The organism is Dysgonomonas sp. HGC4 (assembly GCF_001261715.1).
Lineage (GTDB): Bacteria > Bacteroidota > Bacteroidia > Bacteroidales > Dysgonomonadaceae > Dysgonomonas_A.
The window spans coordinates 17,144-40,446 of record NZ_CVRU01000015.1; the positions used below are offsets into that span (position 1 = coordinate 17,144).

Below are 23,303 nucleotides of genomic sequence, written 5' to 3' on the forward strand. Positions count from 1 at the left end.
TATAGCATTTTATAGATGTTATACTCACCTAAATTTTAAATAGGTCTGAGACCTTAACTGATAAAATAACATAGAATGAAAGCAAATATATTGACAAAAATAGCCTTATCTGCATTATTGGGATGTTCGGTTATTGCCTGCGATGAAGCAAGTTTTCTGGATACATCAAATCCCAATGAAGTAACTAATGATAACTTCTGGCGGGATGAGGCAGACGCCAATTCGGCTATGGCTACAATCTATTCTCCTATCAGGGGACAGATGTATGGTTACTTTGGAGCTTTTACTGGTTTTCAGAACCAAAATGTAAGAGCTGACGATGTGTGGACAATTTATGATGACCTGCAAACATGGGATATCGCTGTATTTCAAAATGATCCGAATACAGACCGTTATGATTTTGGAAGTTTTTATTCATCCATAAACAGAGCAAATGTCTTTTTGGAAAATATTGACAGAGTTCCTATGGACGATGCCAAAAAAGACCAAATGATTGGAGAGGCACATTTTCTTCGTGGATTTAATTACTTCTTATTGGTAACCAATTATGGTGAAGCTCCCTTACGCCTAAAACCAGTTGTATTTACTGCAGATGCTATGGCGCCTAGCGCTTCGTCTGAAGAGTTGTGGAAGCAAGTGATGGCTGATATGACCGAAGCTAAAAACAGACTACCTATCGATCGTCCCGCAGAAGAAGCAGGACGTGTAACAAAAGGTGCTGCAATTGCTTATCTGGGCAAATCGTATATCTATCAGAAACAGTATAAAGAAGGAAAACAAGAGCTTGAAATCATAATGAAAAGCCCCTATAAGTATGACCTGATGGCTAATTATGAGGATAACTTTACTCCCAACTTTAAGTTTAATAAAGAATCGATCTTTGAGCTTAATTACGCCAAATATGGTAGTGGAAGTTGGGGCGCAGAAGGTGCAAACGATACTCAGGGAATGGTATTACCCAACTTTATAGGTGCTCCGCTTACAGGAGGTTGGTTTAAGATGATGCCTACTGCATCGGTCATCGATGAATTTCTGGTAGAAAAACGTCCTAATGGATCAGAATCACTTTTCGATAAGCGAATATATACCAACTTCTTCTTTAAATATTCGGATTACGGAGATGTGAAAGCAGACGAAAAATGGTATGGAAATCGTTATAGCTTCGATCAGCTATGGAAATCGACTGAGGGTAAAAGATCGGGAGGAAAACAACCCATCTATTCTGAAATTAATGGAAAAGAAGGACGCTTTTTGCCTAAAAAATTTACAGCTTTCTGGCTTGATAAGGAAAATGGCGATAGCATGTATAATCCTGAGCCAATAGATAATAATTACCGAGTTATGCGTTTTGCCGAAATTCTATTACTGCATGCAGAAGCTGCAATCAATAGTGGAAATTTAGCAGAAGCTGCAACAGATCTTAACCGCATAAGAAATCGAGCAGGCTTACCCAATAAAACATGGGGTGGAGCAAGTGAGCTAATGGCAGAAATACAACATCAAAATTTACTTGAGTTTTGGTTTGAAGGACATCGTTTCTTCGACTTACAACGCTGGCATACAGCTCCCGAAATCAAAGATATTTTCGTGAAAAACAAAAAGCAAGGAGCCGATAAATTCAAAGAAAAATATACGGTATACCCACTACCTCAATCAGAATTAAATACTAATACAGAAATCCAACAACACCCGTTGTGGAGATAATATGAAAAACACGCATATTTGGGAATAGAAGGGGAGAGGATGATTCCTTCATCCCTCCCTTCTCTATTAAAGGGAATGATTGAATTTTAAATTGGATAGTATGAAAAATACAAGAATGAAAATTACTAAACAACTATTTAGTAAGATATTAATATTCATATTGGTTACAGTGTTTGTTTATTCTTGTGATAAAGATGATCATTCAGGTGGTTTACCAACTTCGCCTTCTGGTGAAGTTTTGAAATCGCTTATTTTGGAAGGCAGCTTGCTTATAGAAGCTTCAAAGCAAGGGGATAAAACTCATTTTGTTTTTGAGACTGATACTTTAGATATTCCTTCAGTTGAAATACGGTCATTGGAGATGGATAAGGAGAAGTGGAATACCAAACTAACTTTTTCTGATAATTCGGTTCTGGAAATTCCGACTCTCGGAAATGCTATAAAGATTGATAAAAGTCAGGTAAAGCTTAATCCTACGGGTTATGCACCGCTTTCGGCTCAGTTAACTTACTCGGCACCGGTTGAGGGAAAGATTAAGATGAGAATAAAGAGTAAGAATAAAAACGTTGAAGATATAACACATCTTTTTACAAAATACGGATATAATCATCAAGTCTACTTACATGGGTTATATGCCGACTATAACAATACAGTTTATATATCGCTTACAGATAAAAAAGGAAATGAACGAGCTACAGATTCTGTAACAATAAAAACAGAACCTATATCTATTGCTATGCCCGAAATAAGGGTTAGTAAATCCGATGCTTCTAAAATGGAGGCAGGGCTCACATTAGTCAGTTATATTGGAGATCATGAGTATGATACATCTCGTCCTTTTATGATAGATGCAGTAGGTGAAGTTAGGTGGTTTCTGTCGTTGAAAGGTCATCCTTTATTACAATATTTTGCTGCTTGCTCGGGGCTTAAACGTCTAAAAGATGGTAATTTTTTAACTGCTGGATTAGCTTCTGGTTTGATATATGAACTGAATATGGTAGGTGAAGTTATCAAAACATGGGACATCGGAGCAAAAGGGTATGATTTCCATCGCGATATTATAGAGATTCCCAATGGTAACTTTATTCTTGCAGCAACCAACAAAAATAGTGTTGGTGGTTATGTTTTCGATGAAATGATTGAAGTAAACCGCGAAACAGGGGCTATTGTTACTGTATGGGATTTCAAGCAATCTTTGGATGAAAACAGAAAAGAATATACCGACCATTTTAGTCCGAAAGATTGGGCTCATCAAAACGGTATTGCATATTCAGAAAGCGATGATGCAGTTATAGTTTCTCATCGTTTTCAAGGAGTAGCCAAGTTGGATCGTAATAATCGTGTGAAATGGATACTATCATCCCATAGAGGTTGGACTAAAAATAGAAGGAATGAAATGCTAGCTTCTTACTTGTTACAACCATTGGATGGTGCAGGCAATAAAATACAAGATGAGGATGTTAAAAATGGATACCGTGGCTCTGATTCGTTCGATTGGTCATGGGGACCTCACTGTCCTGTACTCCTCTCAGATGGTAAGTTATTACTTTTTGATAATGGATATTACAGACATTATGGTGTCGAAAAAGATAAACCGTATAGTAGAGCTGTTGAATATAAGATCAATGAATCGGGAATGACAATACAGCAAACCTGGGAATTTGGTAAAGAACTCGGAAAGAATGGCTATTCATCCATTGTTTCTTCTGCTCAATATTTGCCTCAGACCGATCATATATTATTCGGATCGGGAGCAATAGGCTTCGTAGGTAAAGAGGTAAATGCACAAGGGGGAGGACGCATTGTTGAGGTTGACTATAAAACAAAACAGATAGTGTTTGATGTAGAAATGCAAGTGCCTAACTTTTATGTTTTCCATCGAGTGATGCGTATAGCTTTGTATCCCGACAATGAATAAATAGAATATTATATTTTAAAACAACTATAACTGGCAAACTTAACAAGGAATATTATGGCAGATTTTTTTAATAACAGACTAGATGTTATAAATGAGCGATATAGAGAATTAATTGAACGTAAGAATGAAAAAATATTACCGGGCAATGGAATTTTCGAACGCTACAAATACCCTATATTAACAGCAGAACACACTCCGGTTTTTTGGCGTTATGATATGAATCGCGAAACAAACCCTTACTTTATGGAGCGTTTTGGGATTAATGCGGTCTTTAATGCAGGTGCTATTAAATGGCAGGGAAAATATCTGATAATAGCCCGTGTTGAAGGATATGATAGAAAATCATTTTTTGCAATAGCAGAAAGTCCTAATGGTGTCGATAACTTTCGATTCTGGGATTATCCTATTTTATTGCCCGAAACGGAAAATTTGGGAACAAATGTCTATGATATGCGTTTAACTGCACATGAAGATGGCTGGATATATGGTATTTTCTGTGTTGAAAGAAGAGACCCATTAGTAGCAAAAGGTGATTTATCCTCTGCTATGGCAACAGCGGGAATTGTAAGAACCAGAGATCTTAAAGAGTGGGAGCGCTTACCCGACCTTATTTCTAACAGTCAGCAACGTAATGTGGTATTGCATCCTGAATTTGTCAACGGAAAATACGCTCTTTATACACGTCCGCAAGACAGCTTTATCGATGCCGGAAAGGGTGGAGGTATAGGTTGGGCATTGGTAGATGATATGACTCATGCAAAAGTAGAGGAAGAAAAAATTATCAATTATCGCTATTACCATACCATCAAGGAAGCCAAGAACGGAGAAGGGCCTCACCCGATTAAAACACCTAAGGGATGGTTACATTTGGCTCATGGGGTGAGAAATTGTGCTGCGGGCTTACGTTATGTTCTTTACCTGTATTTGACTGATCTTGAAGATCCGACGAAACTAATAGCCGAACCCGGTGGTTATTTTATGGCTCCCGTTGGAGAAGAGCGGGTAGGGGATGTCTCCAATGTGCTGTTTAGTAACGGATGGATAGTGGATGACGATGGAACCGTTTATATCTATTATGCATCATCGGATACTACTATGCATGTAGCAACTTCATCTATTAACAGGTTGTTGGATTATTGTTTGAATACAGCTCCCGATGGTTATAGGTCTTCTAAATCTGTTGAAACCTTGAATCAAATAATAGATAAGAATCGACAAATAAAGTCATAGTTTATAAAGATTTCAGACCTATTTATTGCCTAAGGTAAGAGTTACAGCAATAATTAGTTGTCACGATTATATATGTAGCAATAAATAGTTGAAATTACTTAAAATATATCTAATGAGTACAAGTACAGAGATAGTAAAATTAAAAGAGAAGATAGGTTACGGGCTTGGCGATGCAGCTTCATCAATGTTTTGGAAGTTGTTCACCATGTATTTACTGTTCTTTTATACCGATGTCTTTGGTATGGAAGCAGCAGTGGCCGGTACTATGTTTCTTATAACCCGTATTTGGGATTCTCTTCTAGATCCGGTAATTGGTGTAATGGCAGATCGTACCGAAAGCCGATGGGGAAAATTCAGACCCTACTTACTGTGGGTGGCAATACCCTTTGCCGTGATTGGGGTCTTTACTTTTACAACTCCTGATTTTGGGACTTCGGGCAAGATTGTTTATGCCTATGTTACTTACTCTTTGATGATGATGATTTATTCTTTAATTAACGTTCCGTACGCTTCTTTGCTGGGAGTGATGTCTCCTGATCCTAAGACTAGAACTGAACTTTCATCCTACCGCATGATTTTTGCTTTTATAGGCAGTATTTTGGTATTGCTTTTGGTAGAACCTTTGGTGGAGTTCTTTAGTAAAGGGTCTGGGGATGCGCTTCCTAATTTAAGGTTTGGATGGCAGATGGCTGGTGTTGTTTTTGGAGTAATAGCCGTTATCTTCTTTCTAGGGTGCTTTTTGTGGACAAAAGAACGGGTAAAACCTATTAATGAGTCAACTAATTCGTTGAAAGACGATGTAATGGATCTCTTGAAAAATAAGCCTTGGTGGATTTTGCTAGGAGCGGGTATAGCTACCTTGATATTCAATTCGATAAGAGATGGTGCTGCTGTTTACTATTTCAAGTATTATGTAGCCGACGTTCCCGGATTTTCTCTAGGTTTTATTGATTCATCTTTGTCTCTTACAACTATCTATCTGGTTTTGGGGCAAGCTGCCAATATAGTTGGGATTATTCTTGTAACACCTCTTTCAGGCAAAATAGGCAAGAAATTTACTTATCTTTTGGCTATGTCATGTGCTGCGGTATTCAGCGTTATTTTCTACTTTTTGAAAAGCACTGATGTTGCTCTAATTCTTGTTTTACAGGTTCTTATTAGTATTTGTGCTGGTGCTGTAACACCGTTGCTGTGGTCGATGTACGCTGATATCGCCGATTATTCGGAATGGAAAAGCGGACGAAGAGCCACAGGGCTTATATTCTCATCTTCTTCGATGTCTCAAAAATTCGGATGGTCTATTGGTGGTGCTTTAACAGGATGGCTACTGGCTTATTTTGGTTTTAAAGCAAATGTGGTACAAACCGAAGAGGCTCAATATGGAATCCGCTTGATGCTTAGTTTCCTTCCTGCCGCAGGTACGATTCTTTCCGTTATATTTATATCCTTTTATCCTCTTTCCGAAAAGAAGTTAGTGAATATAACTAAAGAGTTGAAAGCTCAACGAGACAATGCAGAGTAATAGAGGTACTAATAGTCTTGTTGCAAAATAGTTTGACTGATAATTAATATAAAAAGGGTTTCAAATTCGTATTTGAAACCCTTTTCTAATGTTTTCTATTTTATATTATTCGCCTCGGCTATAGTTAGGAGCCTCGCTTGTAATAGCTACATCATGAGGGTGACTTTCGGCAACACCTGCATTGGTGATACGAGTAAATTTGGCATTGTGTAGTGTTTTTATGTCCTTTGCTCCACAATATCCCATACCTGCACGTAATCCTCCTAGCATTTGGTAAACAACTTCAAACAAAGTACCCTTGAATGGTACGCGTGCAGCGATACCTTCGGGAACAAGTTTCTTTATATCTGCTTCCATATCTTGGAAATATCGGTCTTTTGAGCCTTTTTCCATGGCTTCCAATGAACCCATTCCACGATATGATTTGAATTTACGTCCGTTGAAAATAATGGTTTCACCCGGTGACTCTTCAACTCCTGCTAGTAACGATCCCATCATAACAGAGTATCCTCCTGCTGCAAGAGCTTTTACGATATCTCCCGAATAACGAAGTCCACCATCTGCAATCAAAGGAACACCTGTTCCTTCAAGAGCTTTTGCTACATCATATATAGCTGATAGTTGAGGTACACCTACTCCGGCTACTACACGTGTTGTACAGATTGATCCGGGACCTATACCTACTTTTACACCATCGGCTCCGGCTTCTACTAAATATTTAGCAGCTTCGCCCGTAGCTATATTTCCTACTACTACATCTACATCGGGGTATGTCTTTTTTACGAGTCTCAATACTTCGGTTACACCTTTTGAGTGCCCGTGTGCAGTATCAATAACAATAGCATCTACTCCGGCTTCCACTAAGGCTGTTACACGCTCTAAAGTATCGTGAGTAACACCAACACCTGCGGCAACTCTAAGACGACCAAATTCGTCTTTACAAGCAAAAGGTTTGTCTTTCGCTTTGGTGATATCTTTATATGTAATAAGTCCTATTAATGTATTATTAGCATCCACCACAGGAAGTTTTTCAATCTTGTGGTGTTGTAAAATGTCAGCAGCAGCTTCAAGGTCAGTCGATTGTTTTGTAGTGATTAGGTTTTCACTAGTCATCACATCTGCAATCAGCTTACTCATGTCTCTTTGGAAACGAAGGTCGCGATTGGTTACAATACCTACCAGTTTGTTTGCTGTGTCAACAACGGGGATACCTCCAATTTTGTACTCAGCCATCAGTGCCAAGGCAGCTCCTACAGTTTTGTCTTTTTCGATACTCACCGGATTAGAGATCATACCATTCTCAGCTCTCTTTACGTATTTCACCTGCTGAGCTTGCTCCTGTATAGTCATATTCTTGTGAATAACACCTATACCACCTTCACGGGCAATAGCAATAGCTAGCTTAGCTTCTGTAACAGTATCCATTGCCGCTGAGACAAAAGGGATATTCAATGTTATGTTTTTTGAAAACTTTGTCGAGAGGTCGACATTTCGAGGAAGAACATCGGAGTAGGCAGGTATCAACAGTACATCGTCGAAAGTGAGCCCATCCATAACTATTTTATCTGCAATAAATGACATAAGACTATACCTTAAATTTTTATTGCATGCAAATATACTTATTTTTAATTGTTCTAAACTAATAGTTTTATAAAAAATAGCAAAGAGTCTGTTTTTTTATTGAAGAATGACATTTATCAATAAAAAAGTCCCCAATTTAATCAATTTGGGGACTTATAGAATTTTTTATTTTATACTTTGTTTTGAATTTTCTTAGAATGGATATCCAATTGCAAAGTGCCATGCTGTTCTGTTGAGAGCGGGCTTGAAAATAACCCAGCGATCGTTTACTGCTCGTCCGGGGTCGTAGGCTCTGATACCATAGTCAAAACGGAGAAGTAAGAATCCTAAGTCGAAACGAACACCGGCACCATAAGATAACGCTATCTCTTTATAGAATTTGTTGAATCTGAATTGTCCGTTAGGCTGAGATTCTTTATAGTTCTTCATTGTCCAGATATTACCTGCATCAATAAATCCTGCAAGTTCAATATATTCTGATACTTTGCTTCGGTATTCAATATTCATATCGAGTTTGATATCCCCAACTTGATTTACGAAATCGTTTACTCCGGAGCTGTCTGCAACATAAGATCCTGGACCAAGGTCACGGGTAGCCCATCCTCTGACACTATTTGCTCCCCCTGCAAAATATCTTGTTTCGAAAGGTAGTACTGCTGAATTACCAAAGGGAGAGGCAACACCTATTCCTATATGGTATGCGATTCTATTTTTGGTATTTAGTGTATGTGTTTGCGCAAAGCTTAAGTCTCCTTTTATGTACTCGGCAAAACGGATTCCTAATATTTTTTTAGCTCCTAAACTGTCTCTTGGTGCATCATAAAATGCTGTTACCAAACGAGGTAAAAGACCACTGACATCTATTCCCGCTCTTATGCTGAATATATTTTTGGGAACTCTTCTGCCTACTCTACTATTAGCATTAGTATATGTGATGTTATATGTTGTACGCGAAATCAATTGATCTTTGTAACTTTCTTTTAAAATGGGATTACTGTTAGCTAACCGTTCTTTAAAATCGTTAGATATCCAAGGCATGCGTATATAATTTATATCCCAAAGGTTTACGCTATGAGCAAATTTATTTTGATTGGATGTCCATCTATAAGTAAGTGTTGCATTAAAGAACTGTCGGGTGTACTCTTGGCGATGTTGGTTATTAATACCTAAAGAGACCTGTGTACTGGCAGAGGGTTGTTCTCTCCACTTTGGTTTTAACCAAGGGAATAAAAATTGAGGAAAGGCTAGAGAAGCATCGGCTCCAATCTCAAAAAAGTTTTGGTTTGCCATTTCAGGGTTGCTCGAATTAGAAATAAACTCATAAGCTCCTCTTAGTTTCAACCTTAAAATCTCGGCTCCATTAAATAAATTTTGGTGTTGATAGGTAATACTTGGTGCAATACCTAAATCTCCTGCCGAGTTTGTTCCCTGTATTTCTGTTTGAAAGAAGTGAGTATTTCCGGGTGCAATAGTTATAAGTGCGTCTATATACTGTACACTGTCGTTTGGGTGGCTAACTTCGGTAAACTGTATGTTGGTTTGTTTAACGACTCCAATGCCATTAAAAGCTCCGGTAGTACGTGTAAATGCCATATCGGAATAATATTTTCCGGGACGTATAGCATTATTCCTGTAAAGAGTCGATTTTCTTAAGAATCTATTTTTTCCATAAATCACATTTATTCCTTTATAATTGACTGTGTCAACTTCTGAGAATAGCTTTTCATTTCCTCTTGCCATCGGATCGAATCCGCTTAATATACTAACGTTCCTTATTTTAAACTTTTTAAATGAAGTGCTGTCTCTAGGTGGATAAAGCGACAAGAAAAGGTCTACCTGATGTGCATTTAGAGTGGTATCAGCCTTGTAATAAAGTAATTCTTTTGAGAATTTATAATATCCTATATTTCTTAGATAGGATGTTAGGTTTACTCTAGAGTCTTCGAGGTCAATCTGGTTAAATGTAATTCCTGGTTGTATGCTTGTATATTTTTTTGCGGGAGCAAGACTTTTTGCAATAGTAGGATTAGCAAGGGTGTAATCGTAGCTGCGTATTTTGTATACTCCGTTGTTATGTATATCATAAGTAACTGTGACTTTTTTCTTTTGTACTTTGAGAAGAGTATCAACCTCTGCTCTCAAGTATCCCAGATTACTCAACTCTTTAGCTACTTGATTTGCCGAAGTTTTAGTCTGTTGAGGGTTGTATAAAACGGGTGCTTGTCCCATCTTTTTTATAATGCGATTGAGCCATTTACTTGTATCCTGACCCGCTATGTTATAAATAGCTAACCTTATTTTATTATTGGGTTGCTGACGGATAAAGCTTTCGAAATAAGCGCCATCAATTGCTTTTGAATCTGCATCGATATTATATCCCTTTAGCAGATAGCTCCCTTCGGGAACGTGTTTTGTAGAATTACATGACCATATAGAAAAAAGGATCAGTAGACAATATATTGTTTTTTTCATTCGTACTCAAATTGCGGTTCCACACCTGTTTATTTATTTTTATAAGCACATCTTATATAAAATTTACCAGAGTTCTATAATCCAAGAGTATTTTAGAAAACTCAAATGAAAATATGTGTTATTCTCTGTTACTATTTACAAAAGTAACAAATTGAACTATTTAATTAAAAAAAGATTCTTTTATCTCACTATAACGGATAAAAGAATCTCTATGTTTTCGAGTATTCGTATTAATTTGATTTAAATTCTAATTGTACTGGAGTAAAATAGACTAAATGAATTAATTAACGACCATTATTTTTGTTACCACTCCTTCCGATCCATCCTCCGAAGAACCAAATACTAAATATACCCCAGTATCTACACGTCTGCCTCTTGCATTTTGTAAATTCCATGAATATTGTCCTCCAAGAGATCTACCTTCATTTATGAGATTTCCTTTCAAGTCGGTAATTTTTATTCTCGAATTAGATTGTAGTCCTGTTATAGTAACCGATCCTTCATAGCCCGGGCGTATAGGATTAGGATAAGCGTATACATCAGAGAAGCTGTCTGCTCCCGTTGTGGCTAAACCTTTATATGCCATAATACCTCTTTCTGTTCCAAAATATACAGTTCCATTATTGGGGTCGATAGCTAAAGACATTACGTTATTGGAGGGTAGGGGGCTATCTTCTAAAGTAAAATGTTCAAGGGTTTCTTTATTATCGGAACTTATAAGATAAACACCCGATGTTTGGGTTGCTATCCATTTTCGGTTAGCTCCATCTATGGCAATTGCGCTGATGGCTACATTCTCTAGTAAGCCAGTTACCGAATTTGATCCACTTCCGCTCTCTACTTTTATCTTATTAAAAATAATTTCTTTGGTAAAGATATTACTTGAAGTATATACTTGAAATGGACCAATGTCTGTTCCCAGCCAGAAATGTCCGTTAATATCTTCAGCAATTGTATTTATGTCAGATATATTGAGTCTCTTTCTATCTTGATCCATGAAGTAGTTTTTATCTCCATCGGTACTTAAGTATATATATTTATCATCGGAGGTGTTGTTAATAGTTCCGTTATCATTAAATATAAAGAGATAGTTGTCTCCTCCAAAAGAGGTGACCCATTTGTTAGAATATCTATCAATTACAATGTTTCTAGGATTAGTAGCTGCGTTTGCAATATCAGAATAATGAACTTGTGTCCATTCTCCACTCTTTAAACGTACTTTAATTATGTTTTTGACTCTCGAATTTAGTAACCATAAATTACTGTTTTTGTCGAAAACCATTCCACTAACACGTGTTGTTTTGTAGTCTTCTAAAATAATGGGCTCTATGGTACTATTCGATTCGTTGTATATGTTCTGAAATTTAGCTCCTTCGAATTCATACAAGCCTTCGCCCCAGCTACTAGCGAATATGCGATTCTGATTGGTGGGGTCGCTCACTGCATATACTAAATCTTGTGCATTAATACCACTTGCATTGCTTATATCACTTGGGTAAATATTTGTCCATCTAGAATCTTTGTAGATGGATATACTTGCAGGCTTATTCATCCTTACAGACTTATCTACTCCGTTTAGAAAGTAGCCTCCACCGGAAACTATTAATTGCTTGTTTTGGAAGGTGAGTGAGAATGGATAGTTAGATACAGGTCCCCGAGGGGCAATCCATCGTTTCACATATTCAGGGCTATTACCATTAGCTTTAATTAGTGATAAGTTGTTTCCGGATGATCCTAGCCAATATTCGCTAGTAGTATTGCCATTTGGAATTACACTAGTAAGTTTATCGATATCTATTTTTGTATTTTTATCTAAATCCTCGTAATCCCAAAATGCATTGTCAGCCATTACAATCATATGATCGTTCTGAGAATGCTGTATGGACTGTAAATCTTTTCTGGCTAATACCGTTTTTAGAGATGTGGGGCTATCCATTCTGTAAATTGCTTTTTGAGGAACAAGAAAATGGAGCTGGTTTTTGAATACGAGGATATCTCGAATCTCGTTATCTTCAAATGTATTATTAGGATCAGTATTGTGTGTACTCACCTCAAGATTTTTCCAAGAAGCAATATCCTGGGCATTGTCGGTAATGTCTATGTATAAAATCCCTTTTTGTGTAGCTGCATATAGCTTTTTGTCATAAACGAGTATAGAATAAAAAGGGATGTTGAATATTCCTGATTCCTTGACCTCTTTGTCTGTCAGATTAATTATTAGAAAGCCAAAATCGGTTGCTAAATATGCAAAATCTTCATAAATAAATACTTTGTTGATCGTTTTCTCCAGATTCTGAGTTGAGTTCTTCAAATCAGAAATGTTGATGTGAGATTTATCTTCAAACCAAAGTTCTATGTTAGCATCAGCACGAGTGATAAGTAGGCATTTATGTTTGCTACTGTATACTATGTGTTTAATATCAGTATTTCCCCCTTCTTTTTTGATGTATTCATTCAAGCTTCCATCCGAATGATTGTAGCTAAAAAGCTTTCCATCAGTTACTGCATAGATAGTATTTCCATTTTTTTCTAGCTCTTTTATATCAGCAGAGTAAGATATCTGAGAAGCCCACTGGTCTGTCTTTTGTGCCACTACTGCAATAAAAGACAAACAAAAAATAATAAAAAACGAGTAACTCCGTTTATTAACCATGACCTTGTATATTGTTGAAGGTTATTGATCTAAATTATGAATAATTGACAAAGATAAAATAATACTTTATTAGATAAGGATCAGAGTTTATATATTCCGTTAAATATCATATCTGATATGGTTTATTAAAATTTTGTTTTCTTTCTTAAGTATTATTATTATACTTTTGTTTGCTGCTATTTCGAAATAGGGCTTATATTGATTTATGGAGATTGCAATTGTTGGAACCGGATATGTTGGTTTAGTAACGGGTACTTGTTTTTCGGAAATGGGTATGCACGTTCGTTGTGTCGATACGGATTCCAATAAAATAGAAAACCTGAAAAAAGGAATTATTCCAATTTACGAACCGGGCTTGGAGGATATGGTTATTCGCAATTATCAAGCAGGACGTTTGCAATTTTCAACAGATTTGAGTGCTATACTTAATGATGTTGATATTGTTTTTAGTGCAGTCGGCACACCCTCGGATGAGGATGGCAGTGCAGATTTAAAATATGTATTGGAAGTTGCTCGAACTATAGGTCGTTATTTGACAAAATATGTACTTGTAGTTACAAAAAGCACTGTTCCTGTTGGTACAGCTAAACTTGTAAAAGAAACAATTCAAAAAGAATTGGATAAAAGAGGTCTTACTGATCTTATATTTGATGTTGCTTCTAATCCCGAATTCTTGAAGGAGGGAACAGCCATCACCGATTTTATGCACCCCGATCGTGTTGTTGTTGGTGTAGACTCAGATCGAGCCAAAGAAGTAATGGATCGTTTATATAAACCATTTACTATAAACAATTATAGGATGATTTATACAGATATCTCATCTGCAGAGATGATTAAATACGCCGCTAATGCAATGTTGGCTACACGGATTAGCTTTATGAATGATATAGCTAATTTGTGCGAAATAGTTGGAGCAGATGTCAATATGGTGAGAGCCGGCATTGGTTCGGATAATCGTATAGGTAAGAAGTTTTTGTATTCAGGTTGTGGTTATGGCGGTAGCTGTTTCCCTAAAGATGTAAAAGCTTTAGTGAAAACAGCAGAAGACAGCGGCTATACGATGCAAGTTTTGAAGGCTGTAGATGCTGTTAATGAGTATCAAAAAACAGTTCTATTTAAAAAACTGAACGATTATTATAATGGTGACTTGAAAGGAAAAACGGTGGCTCTTTGGGGGCTCTCTTTTAAGCCTAAAACAGATGATTTGCGTGAGGCCCCATCTTTAGTTTTAATAGAAAAACTATTGGAGGTTGGCGTTAAGATAAAAGCATATGACCCAATAGCTATAGATGAAGCAAAAAAACATATTGGAAATAAAATAGAATATGCAAAAGATATTTACGATGCAACGTTAGATACTGATGCAATTCTTTTGGTTACGGAATGGAATGAATTTAGATTGCCTTCTTGGTCAGCTATAAAAAAACTGGTAAAAAAACCGTTAGTTATTGATGGACGTAATATTTATAATGGAAATGATTTACGTGAGATTGGGTTTGAATATATAAGCATTGGATCAAAATAGAATTAATTACAATCATATAAGCTATTTAAAAGTGTACATGAACCGCATGAAGAAGATTATTTTTTGTTTATTCCTTTTTTTACTCTCTAGCAATATGATGTTTGCTCAAATGTCAGATGATCAAATAATTAATTATGTGAAGCAAGAGGTCGACAAGGGTACTTCACAACAAATTATTGCGACAAACTTGATGAAACAAGGCGTCACAAAAGCTCAATTGGAGAGAATAAAACAACAACAGGAACAAAAGCAAACCTCAGGAACTACTAGTACTAAGAGTAGTACTGAGCTGAGAAGAGATAGAAAAGAGAGTGTAGATGATGAATTGAATGCCGGCGATTTAGATCAGGTAAATAGTAATATCAGTCCTGTTGTAGTTGAAGATTCAGATACAATCGTTATTTTCGGTAAAAATATATTCAATGCAAAGAACTTGACGTTTAGCCCAAATGTCAATATTCCTACTCCTATTGACTATCGATTAGGTCCGGGTGATGAGGTTGTTATAGATATATGGGGTGCTTCTCAGACTTCGGTTAGACAAGTTATTTCAGCAGAAGGAAGTATTACAGTTGATCGTTTGGGGCCAATATTTCTGAATGGAATGAGTGTTAAGGAAGCAAATGATTATGTACAACGAAAATTTGGAGATATTTACTCTGGTTTAGATAATGGCGGAGGATCTACACAAATAAAGCTAACATTAGGTCAAATAAGAACTATACAGATAAATGTAATGGGAGAAGTGGTTGCTCCCGGAACGTATGCACTTTCTTCTTTATCATCTGTATTTCATGCTTTATACAGAGCAGGTGGTGTAAATAAAATCGGATCTCTACGTGCAATCAAACTTTATAGAAACGGAAAGCTTCTTCGAGTTTTAGATGTTTACAAATATATATTAGAAGGTAAGATGAATGATGATATCCGAATGACTGATGGGGATGTTATTATTGTTCCAACTTACATATCTCTTGTAAATATTTCGGGAAAAGTTAAACGTCCAATGTTCTATGAAATGTCTTCAAAAGAAACACTAAAGGACTTACTTGCTTATGCAGGAGGCTTTACAGGTGATGCTTATACTAAAAGTATTAGGGTTGTCCGTGAAACTGGAGGAGAGAATAAAATATTCACATTAACTGAGGATGAATACCAAGATTTTATCTTAGGCGACAAAGATGCTGTCACAATTGGTTCTGGACTCGATCTTTATGAAAATAGAGTGGAAATAAAAGGAGCTATCTACAGAACAGGATATTATGAGATAGGCAAAAATATAACTACAGTAAAACAACTTATAGCAGCAGCAGATGGACTTCGAGGAGATGCTTTTCTTAATAGAGCTATTTTGACTCGAGAAAGGGATGATTATACTTTAGAAACATTGCCTGTTGATATTCGTGAATTATTGTATGGAAATGGAAATGATATTGTATTGAGAAAAAATGATATTCTCTATATTCCATCCATCAATGATTTAAAAGAATTTGGTGATTTTATGGTACATGGAGAAGTAGCACGTCCAGGTACTTATAAATACTCGGATAATACAACTTTAGAGGATTTAATAATCCAGGCTGGCGGACTCTTGGAGTCAGCATCTATTGTTCGCGTTGATATTGCTCGAAGAATTATTGATCCCCATAGTCAAACTATAAACAGAACATTAGCTGAAAATTATACATTTAGCTTAAAAGATGGATATATTGTAAATGGAGATCCAGGGTTTGTATTAAAACCTTACGATGAAGTGTATGTACGACGGAGCCCTGGATATCATGAGCAACAGAATGTCTTTGTAAATGGAGAATTATTATTTCCCGGTGCATATGCTCTGAATCGGAAAACAGAAAGAATTTCAGACATAGTAAAAAGAGCTGGTAATCTTACAGCTGATGCTTATGCAAAAGGAGCTAGACTTCTTCGAATGCGTTCGGAAGAGGAAATATTTAGATCGCAAGCTGCTCTAAAAGTCGCAAATCAGGGAGGTAAAGATTCTATTTCTGTAAGAACATTAGATTTAGCAGATGCATATAGTGTCGGAATAGAGCTTGATAAAGCATTATTGAATCCTGGGTCGGATTATGATTTGGTTTTAAGAGCTGGTGATAGATTAATTATCCCTGAATATGACAATACCGTTAAAATAAATGGCGCAGTAATGTATCCTAATACAGTTGTTTTTAAACAAGGAGAAAAATTAGCTCATTATATAAATCAAGCTGGAGGATACTCTGATAATGCTAAAAAGAATAGGTCATTCGTCATTTACATGAATGGTACAGTTAGTAAGGTCAAAGGGGGAGATAGGAATGCTATTCAGCCAGGTAGTGAAATAATAATTCCTAGTAAGGAACAAGCACGAAAATTATCATTGCCAGAAATTCTTAGTTTGAGTACAAGTGTTGTCTCTATGGCTAGTCTTATTGGAGTACTAATTAACACAATGAAATAAGCATGGAGACTAATATAGAAAAAGTATCAAATCAAGAAAAAGAGATTGATTTGATAGATTTAGGGAAAAAACTTTGGGTAAAACGAAAGTTTATTTTAAAAAGCTCTATTGTTGGATTAGTTGTGGGTGTTATGGTTGCATTTAGTATTCCTAAAGAATATGTAACAACTGTAGTTTTCGCTCCAGAAACTAGTTCTTCAACAAGCGCAGGAAGTGTTGGAGCACTAGCTGTAATGGCTGGTTTTAACTTAGGAGGTGGAGCTGTGAATGAAGGTCAAATGTCTCCAGAATTATATCCGTCTATAGCTGAATCAACACCTTTTATTTTAGGACTTTTTAACGTGAGAGTAAAAGACCTTAATAGAGAAGTAGATTCTACTTTATATTATTATATGAAGGAGAAACAAAGAGGAGTTTGGTGGTCTAAAATTTTGAATCTTCCTGGAAGTATAATCGGATTATTTTCAAGTGAAGGCTCAAATAATACCCCAACAAAGATTAACTCTTTTGCCTTGACCCGTGAGCAGACTAACATCTTTAATAATCTAAAGAGTAGGATTATAATAATAGTTGATAAGAAGACTGGGGTTATTTATTTGTCATCTACAATGCAGAGTCCTGAAATATCAGCTAGTCTTGCTGATACGTTAACTACTTATTTACAATCCTATATAATAAGTTATAGAACTCAAAAAGCGAGGCAGGATTTATCTTTTACTGAAAAACTTTACATAGAGGCTAAGAAAGATTATTCAGAGGCTCAGCAAAAATACGCGAAATATTTGGATGAAAATCAGAATATTATTTTAGCTAGTTATAGAGTAAATCAAGAAAAATTACAAAATGAAGTGGCTTTAACTTATAGTGTATACAATCAGATGGCGCAGCAATTACAATTGGCTAAAGTTAAAGTACAAGATACAACACCTGTATACACTATTATCCAGCCTGCAATTGTTCCTTTGGTACCTGTAAGACCAAATAAGAAATTAATTGTAGTCGGATTTATTATCTTAGGAATAATCTTATCTTCTGGTTTTATTTTAGGAAAAGAAATCTGGACTGAAATGAGTAATAATTATAATTAATATACTATGCAAAAAGTACTAGTGACAGGAGCCGATGGTTTTATAGGATCGCATCTAACGGAGATGTTACTTGAAGAAGGATATAATGTGACAGCATTATCTTGTTATAATTCTTTCAATTATTGGGGATGGCTTGAAGGGATTCAACATCCGAACTTAACAGTTATTAGTGGAGATATTAGAGATCCACATTTTTGTAAGCATATAACTAAGGATATTGATGTAGTTTATCATTTGGCAGCCCTTATTGCTATACCTTATTCGTATGTTGCACCTGATAGTTATGTGGATACAAATGTAAAAGGCACACTAAATATATGTCAAGCAGCAAAGGAAAATAACGTAAAAAGAATTTTGGTTACATCTACATCTGAAGTTTATGGAACTGCTCAATATGTACCGATAGATGAAAAGCATCCTAAACAGCCTCAGTCTCCTTATTCTGCAACTAAGATTGGTGCAGATGCTATGGCTATGAGTTTCTACAATGCCTTTGAACTTCCTGTGGTTATTGTAAGGCCTTTTAATACTTATGGTCCACGCCAATCTGCAAGAGCAATCATTCCAACTATCATTGCTCAAATCGCAAATGGTCTGAAAGAGATAAAACTAGGAGACTTATCTCCTACTCGAGATTTTAATTTTGTAAGAGATACATGTAGAGGTTTTATTGAGCTTTCTAAATGTGATAAGGCAATAGGACAAGAAGTTAATATTGCAAGTAATTATGAAATTTCTATGAGAGATACATTAGAGTTAATTGCTAAAATAATGAAATCTGATGTAAAATTTGTTGAAGATGAGCAACGGTTGCGCCCTCAGAAATCTGAAGTTTTTAGATTATGGGGTGATAATACGAAGATTATGGCCTTAACAGGCTTTTCTCCTAAATATGATATTGAAGCAGGTCTAAAAGAAACTATTGAATGGTTTACTAAACCTGAGAATTTGAAAAGATATAAAGCAAATATTTACAATGTATAACGATTTCGTAAAATTTATAAGGAGTATTTATAACACGAATGACTTTGTTCCTCTTCATGCTCCTTATCTTCATGGAAATGAAAAAAAATATTTAGAAGAGTGCATTGATTCTACATTTGTGTCGAGTGTAGGTAAATTTGTTGATCGCTTTGAGGAGATGATGCAGGACTATACTAAGTCTAATAAGGCTGTGGTATGCGTAAATGGGACTAATGCGTTATTTTTGGCTCTTAAATTGGTAGGAGTAGAGCGTGATGATGAGATTTTGACTCAGGCATTGACTTTTATTGCTACTGCTAACGCTATAAGTTATATTTCTGCCCATCCTGTTTTTTTGGATGTTGATAGAGAGACTATGGGACTTTCGCCCGAGAGCGTTAAAGCTTGGCTCTCTGAAAATGCAGAAATACGCTCAGGTAGTTGCTTTAATAAAAAAACAGAACGTCGAATAAAGGCTTGTGTACCTATGCATACATTTGGTCATCCTGTTAAAATAGAGCAATTGGTTGAGATTTGTAAAGAATACCATATTGAACTAGTTGAAGACGCAGCTGAAAGTTTGGGTAGCTTTTATAAAGGGCAGCACACTGGTACTTTTGGAAGAGTTGGTGTATTAAGCTTCAATGGAAATAAAACAATAACTACCGGTGGAGGTGGAATGCTTTTGTTTCAAGATGAAGCTTTAGGTAACTATGCAAAACATTTGTCAACTCAGGCAAAAGTACCTCATAGGTGGGAATTTGTACATGATGATATAGGATATAATTATAGAATGCCTAATATCAATGCGGCCTTAGGCTGTGCCCAAATGGAAAATTTGGATATGATATTGGCGAATAAATATGAAACTGCTCAGAAATATAAAGAATATTTCAAAAATAACACTGATATTACTTATTTTGAAGAACCTTGTGAGTCCAAATCAAATTATTGGCTAAATGCTGTTTTGTTGAAAGATAGAGTTAGCCAGAATCAATTTTTAGAATATACTAATGATAATGCTATTATGACTCGTCCAATCTGGGCTTTGATGAGCAAGTTAGATATGTTTAAAGATTGCCAAACAGATGGCCTGACGAATACCATTTGGTTTGAAGAAAGAGTGGTAAATATACCAAGTAGTGTAAGATTTTAAAAAAAAGATAATTATGGAATTAAATCAATTTATTGCTCTTTTTGCAGAGCAGTTTGAAGATACTGATACATCAGTTTTTACTAAAGATACTTTATTTCAAGAGATCGATGAATGGAGTTCTTTAATGGCTCTCAGTGTTATTGGCTTGGCTGATGAAGAATTTGGAGTAAGAATTAAAGGAGATGAAATTAGTCAGGTTAAAACGATTAATGGCTTGTTCGAGTTAATTAAATCAAAAAAATAAATTAGCTATGTATAATCCTTTTTCATTAGAAGGTAAAACTATTTTGGTGACAGGAGCATCATCCGGAATAGGTAGAGCAATTGCTATTGAATGTTCAAAGATGGGGGCTAGAGTTATTCTTACAGCTCGCAACAAAGAACGTTTAGAAGAAACTTTATTGATGCTTGATAATGAAGGGGAGTTATATGTTGCAGATTTGTCTAATTTGGATGATCGGAATACTCTTCTAATTCATTTGTCTCATATAGATGGGGTTGTCCATTCGGCAGGAATTACAGATCCTGTTCCATTTCAATTTATAACAAAAGAGAGATTGGATACTATCTTTGATATTAATTATTTTTCTCCTGTTTTCTTAACAAAAGAACTTCTTAAGAAAAAGATATTAAGAAATAATAGTTCTATTGTTTTTGTATCGTCAATTGCTGGGCTTCTATGTTCTTCTGTTGGAGGAAGTGCATATTCGGCAACAAAAAGTGCTATAAACGGAATGGTGAAGGGGATAGCTTTAGATTTGGCTAATAAACAAATCAGAGTTAATACCGTTTGCCCTGGTATGATTGATACAGGTATTTTTGATAATAGTGGTATTACACAAGAGCAATTGGTTGAGGATTCAAAAAAATATCCGCTGAAACGATATGGTAAGCCCGAAGAGGTTGCTCATTCGGTGGTTTATTTATTGTCGGAGGCATCATCTTGGGTTACAGGTACTAACTTAGTTATTGATGGAGGTTATACATTATTATGATACAAGCATATATTAAAGCAATTTCATATTATCTACCTGAAAAAAATGTTTCAAATGAGGAACTCATTGAAAAATTTCCTGAGTGGACGGTTGGTAAAATAGCAAGTAAAGTTGGGATTAATCATCGCCATGTTGTTGCGGAAGACGAAACATCTGGAGATATGGCTGAAAAAGCTGCAAAGAACCTCTTTGCAGAGTATAATATTTCACCTGAATCCATTGATTTCGTAATACTGTGTACACAAAGTCCGGATTATTTCCTGCCTACTACTGCTTGTGTTTTACAAGAACGATTGGGAGTTCCGACTTCGTCAGGGGCTTTTGATTTTAATTTGGGATGTTCGGGCTATATATACGGATTGGCTGTTGCCAAAGGATTAGTGACTGCCGAAATTGCCAAAAATGTGTTATTTCTAACAGCGGAAACATATAGTAAACATATTCATGCCAAAGATAAGGGTAATAGGACTATTTTTGGAGATGCTGCCTCGGCTACTATTATTTCCAATGAAGGTTTTGCCGAGATAATGAATTTTGATCTGGGTACAGATGGCAAGGGTGCTGAAAATTTGATTGTGAAAACAGGAGGCTTTCGTCAAAAAGAGAAAGCAAATGATATTGTTTTTGATGATAATGGTAATCCTCAGTCTTCAGATTTTCTATATATGAACGGAGCTGAAATATTTAATTTTACTCTTGACATAGTACCCAATTTGGTAGCTCAAACTTTGATGAAGAATAGTCTAACAAAAAAAGATATTGATCTTTGCGTTTTTCATCAAGCAAATAGATACATGCTCGATTTTCTTCGAAAAAAGCTTAAAATAGATCCTGACAGATTTTTCTATTATATGAGTGAGGTGGGCAACACAGTTTCGTCAACAATACCAATTGCGATAAAAGAAGCGATAAAAGAAGGGAAACTTAGCGGGAATGTCCTTTTGGCTGGGTTTGGTGTTGGTTACTCTTGGGGAGGAACAGTCTTAAAAGTTGACAAATGATTTATACCATAAGAAATTGTCAAAAACAGGAGCTTTCATTATTGCAAGAATTTATACATAAATATTGGAAAGCCGATCATTGTTTGTCCAATACTGAAATTTTAATGAGATTTCAGCATTGGGATAATCAATATGAGAGTTATAATTTTTTAATTGCTATAAATAAAGAAACAAAAGAGATAGAGGGTATAATGGGGTATATCCCCACTTCTCAATATGATGAATCTCTATCTATTAATGGTGATTATTGGGGTGCTATTTGGAAAATTCGAGAAGATGTAAATAACGAAGAAATTAAGTTATTGGGGCTTTTTCTTTGGGAGGAACTAACCAATAAGGAAGGGTTCATGTCTTTTGCTGCTATTGGCATTAGTGGTGTTGCAAAACAATTTTATAAACTTGCAAGGTTAAAATTAGGAACTCTTAATCAGTATTATATTTTAAAGGATGGGCTTTCTTCTTATAAAGTAGCTAAAAACGTTGCCTCAGAAAGACCATATTCTGCTTTAGATTCAGACGGATCGAAAATCAAACAAGTATCTTTACAGGATAGTGAGTTATCTTTTATTGAGCCTAAATATAAACCTTTAAAATCGATAGAATATCTAATTCGTAGATATTTAAATCATCCCGTTTATAACTATTCGTTTTGGACATTATCAAACGTATTAGGGGTTCAAGCCTTAATTGTGATAAGAAAGATAGAATCAAATGGAGCTTCTATTTTAAGGATTGTTGATTGCTTGGGTAATTTAGAATCCTTGCCAAACTTGTATAATGATTTTCAGTCTTTACTCGAATTGGAAAATGCCGAGTATATTGATTGTTTAAATTCTGGAATTCCGGAAAATATTTTCTTGCAAATGGGATTTACATCATTGGATTTTGATAATGAAAATGTAATTATTCCAACTTATTTTGAGCCTTTTCTTCAGAAAAATGTAAAAATTGAATTTGCTTATAAAGCTCCCTATGATAATTATGTTATATTCAAGGGGGATTCAGATCAGGATAGACCTAATATTATAAAATGAGAC

16 protein-coding genes are annotated in these 23,303 nt (G+C 35.7%); 13 read left to right on the forward strand and 3 right to left on the reverse strand.

Annotated features, from left to right (window positions below; all coding sequences use genetic code 11):
* Positions 1-75 precede the first annotated feature (75 nt).
* From HGC4_RS01055 to HGC4_RS01070, 4 genes are all read left to right on the forward strand, one after another.
* Positions 76-1,704, forward strand: coding sequence for a RagB/SusD family nutrient uptake outer membrane protein (locus tag HGC4_RS01055; RefSeq protein WP_050708261.1), 1,629 nt, complete (start codon positions 76-78; stop codon positions 1,702-1,704).
* A 100-nt stretch (positions 1,705-1,804) separates the two neighbouring features.
* Positions 1,805-3,622 carry an aryl-sulfate sulfotransferase gene (locus tag HGC4_RS01060; protein ID WP_082204028.1) on the forward strand — a complete coding sequence of 606 codons (1,818 nt, stop codon included), beginning with the start codon at positions 1,805-1,807 and terminating at the stop codon, positions 3,620-3,622.
* 54 nt (positions 3,623-3,676) lie between these two features.
* Positions 3,677-4,852, forward strand: a complete 1,176-nt coding sequence (locus HGC4_RS01065; RefSeq protein WP_050708263.1) for a glycoside hydrolase family 130 protein — start codon at positions 3,677-3,679, stop codon at positions 4,850-4,852.
* 112 nt (positions 4,853-4,964) lie between these two features.
* Positions 4,965-6,374: an MFS transporter gene (locus tag HGC4_RS01070; RefSeq protein WP_199327768.1), complete on the forward strand. Its 1,410-nt coding sequence runs from the start codon at positions 4,965-4,967 to the stop codon at positions 6,372-6,374.
* A gap of 105 nt (positions 6,375-6,479) precedes the next feature.
* Here the strand turns inward: HGC4_RS01070 and guaB are convergent, their stop codons facing one another.
* The 3 genes from guaB to HGC4_RS01085 form a co-directional block, all read right to left on the reverse strand.
* Positions 6,480-7,955 carry an IMP dehydrogenase gene (guaB, locus tag HGC4_RS01075; RefSeq protein WP_050708264.1) on the reverse strand — a complete coding sequence of 492 codons (1,476 nt, stop codon included), beginning with the start codon at positions 7,953-7,955 and terminating at the stop codon, positions 6,480-6,482.
* Positions 7,956-8,147: 192 nt separating this feature from the next.
* Positions 8,148-10,427 (reverse strand): translocation and assembly module lipoprotein TamL, encoded by a 2,280-nt coding sequence (locus HGC4_RS01080; protein ID WP_050708265.1) that lies wholly within the window; start codon positions 10,425-10,427, stop codon positions 8,148-8,150.
* Between the two features lie 280 nt (positions 10,428-10,707).
* Positions 10,708-13,020 carry a type IX secretion system anionic LPS delivery protein PorZ gene (locus tag HGC4_RS01085; protein WP_157258056.1) on the reverse strand — a complete coding sequence of 771 codons (2,313 nt, stop codon included), beginning with the start codon at positions 13,018-13,020 and terminating at the stop codon, positions 10,708-10,710.
* A 265-nt stretch (positions 13,021-13,285) separates the two neighbouring features.
* Here HGC4_RS01085 and HGC4_RS01090 point away from each other — a divergent pair, with 265 nt between their 5' ends.
* Genes HGC4_RS01090 through HGC4_RS01130 form a run of 9 tightly spaced genes read left to right on the forward strand, consistent with a single transcriptional unit; the run spans position 13,286 to position 23,300 of the window.
* Positions 13,286-14,605, forward strand: a complete 1,320-nt coding sequence (locus HGC4_RS01090; protein ID WP_050708267.1) for a UDP-glucose dehydrogenase family protein — start codon at positions 13,286-13,288, stop codon at positions 14,603-14,605.
* A 46-nt stretch (positions 14,606-14,651) separates the two neighbouring features.
* Complete coding sequence (locus HGC4_RS01095; protein WP_050708284.1) at positions 14,652-17,063, forward strand: SLBB domain-containing protein; 2,412 nt, start codon at positions 14,652-14,654, stop codon at positions 17,061-17,063.
* 2 nt (positions 17,064-17,065) lie between these two features.
* Positions 17,066-18,151 carry a GNVR domain-containing protein gene (locus HGC4_RS01100; RefSeq protein WP_082204029.1) on the forward strand — a complete coding sequence of 362 codons (1,086 nt, stop codon included), beginning with the start codon at positions 17,066-17,068 and terminating at the stop codon, positions 18,149-18,151.
* A gap of 6 nt (positions 18,152-18,157) precedes the next feature.
* Positions 18,158-19,135 (forward strand): NAD-dependent 4,6-dehydratase LegB, encoded by a 978-nt coding sequence (locus tag HGC4_RS01105; RefSeq protein ID WP_050708269.1) that lies wholly within the window; start codon positions 18,158-18,160, stop codon positions 19,133-19,135.
* Positions 19,128-20,270 carry a LegC family aminotransferase gene (locus tag HGC4_RS01110; RefSeq protein WP_050708270.1) on the forward strand — a complete coding sequence of 381 codons (1,143 nt, stop codon included), beginning with the start codon at positions 19,128-19,130 and terminating at the stop codon, positions 20,268-20,270. Before HGC4_RS01105 ends, HGC4_RS01110 begins: the two co-directional genes overlap by 8 nt.
* 13 nt (positions 20,271-20,283) lie before the next feature.
* Entirely contained in the window at positions 20,284-20,514 is a 231-nt protein-coding gene (locus HGC4_RS01115; RefSeq protein ID WP_050708271.1) for an acyl carrier protein, read from the forward strand.
* 7 nt (positions 20,515-20,521) lie between these two features.
* Positions 20,522-21,265 (forward strand): SDR family NAD(P)-dependent oxidoreductase, encoded by a 744-nt coding sequence (locus tag HGC4_RS01120; RefSeq protein ID WP_050708272.1) that lies wholly within the window; start codon positions 20,522-20,524, stop codon positions 21,263-21,265.
* On the forward strand, positions 21,265-22,266 hold the full coding sequence (locus tag HGC4_RS01125) for a 3-oxoacyl-ACP synthase III family protein (protein WP_050708285.1): 1,002 nt from the start codon (positions 21,265-21,267) through the stop codon (positions 22,264-22,266). The genes HGC4_RS01120 and HGC4_RS01125 overlap by 1 nt, the downstream gene beginning before the upstream one ends.
* On the forward strand, positions 22,263-23,300 hold the full coding sequence (locus HGC4_RS01130; RefSeq protein WP_050708273.1) for a hypothetical protein: 1,038 nt from the start codon (positions 22,263-22,265) through the stop codon (positions 23,298-23,300). The genes HGC4_RS01125 and HGC4_RS01130 overlap by 4 nt, the downstream gene beginning before the upstream one ends.
* Positions 23,301-23,303 lie beyond the last annotated feature (3 nt).

Coding starts and splice junctions, on each gene's coding strand:
- HGC4_RS01055 (WP_050708261.1), top strand. CDS start 76: ATGAAAGCAAATATATTGACAAAAATAGCCTTATCTGCATTATTGGGA.
- HGC4_RS01060 (WP_082204028.1), top strand. CDS start 1,805: ATGAAAAATACAAGAATGAAAATTACTAAACAACTATTTAGTAAGATA.
- HGC4_RS01065 (WP_050708263.1), top strand. CDS start 3,677: ATGGCAGATTTTTTTAATAACAGACTAGATGTTATAAATGAGCGATAT.
- HGC4_RS01070 (WP_199327768.1), top strand. CDS start 4,965: ATGAGTACAAGTACAGAGATAGTAAAATTAAAAGAGAAGATAGGTTAC.
- guaB (WP_050708264.1), bottom strand. CDS start 7,955: ATGTCATTTATTGCAGATAAAATAGTTATGGATGGGCTCACTTTCGAC.
- HGC4_RS01080 (WP_050708265.1), bottom strand. CDS start 10,427: ATGAAAAAAACAATATATTGTCTACTGATCCTTTTTTCTATATGGTCA.
- HGC4_RS01090 (WP_050708267.1), top strand. CDS start 13,286: ATGGAGATTGCAATTGTTGGAACCGGATATGTTGGTTTAGTAACGGGT.
- HGC4_RS01095 (WP_050708284.1), top strand. CDS start 14,652: ATGAAGAAGATTATTTTTTGTTTATTCCTTTTTTTACTCTCTAGCAAT.
- HGC4_RS01100 (WP_082204029.1), top strand. CDS start 17,066: ATGGAGACTAATATAGAAAAAGTATCAAATCAAGAAAAAGAGATTGAT.
- HGC4_RS01105 (WP_050708269.1), top strand. CDS start 18,158: ATGCAAAAAGTACTAGTGACAGGAGCCGATGGTTTTATAGGATCGCAT.
- HGC4_RS01110 (WP_050708270.1), top strand. CDS start 19,128: ATGTATAACGATTTCGTAAAATTTATAAGGAGTATTTATAACACGAAT.
- HGC4_RS01115 (WP_050708271.1), top strand. CDS start 20,284: ATGGAATTAAATCAATTTATTGCTCTTTTTGCAGAGCAGTTTGAAGAT.
- HGC4_RS01120 (WP_050708272.1), top strand. CDS start 20,522: ATGTATAATCCTTTTTCATTAGAAGGTAAAACTATTTTGGTGACAGGA.
- HGC4_RS01130 (WP_050708273.1), top strand. CDS start 22,263: ATGATTTATACCATAAGAAATTGTCAAAAACAGGAGCTTTCATTATTG.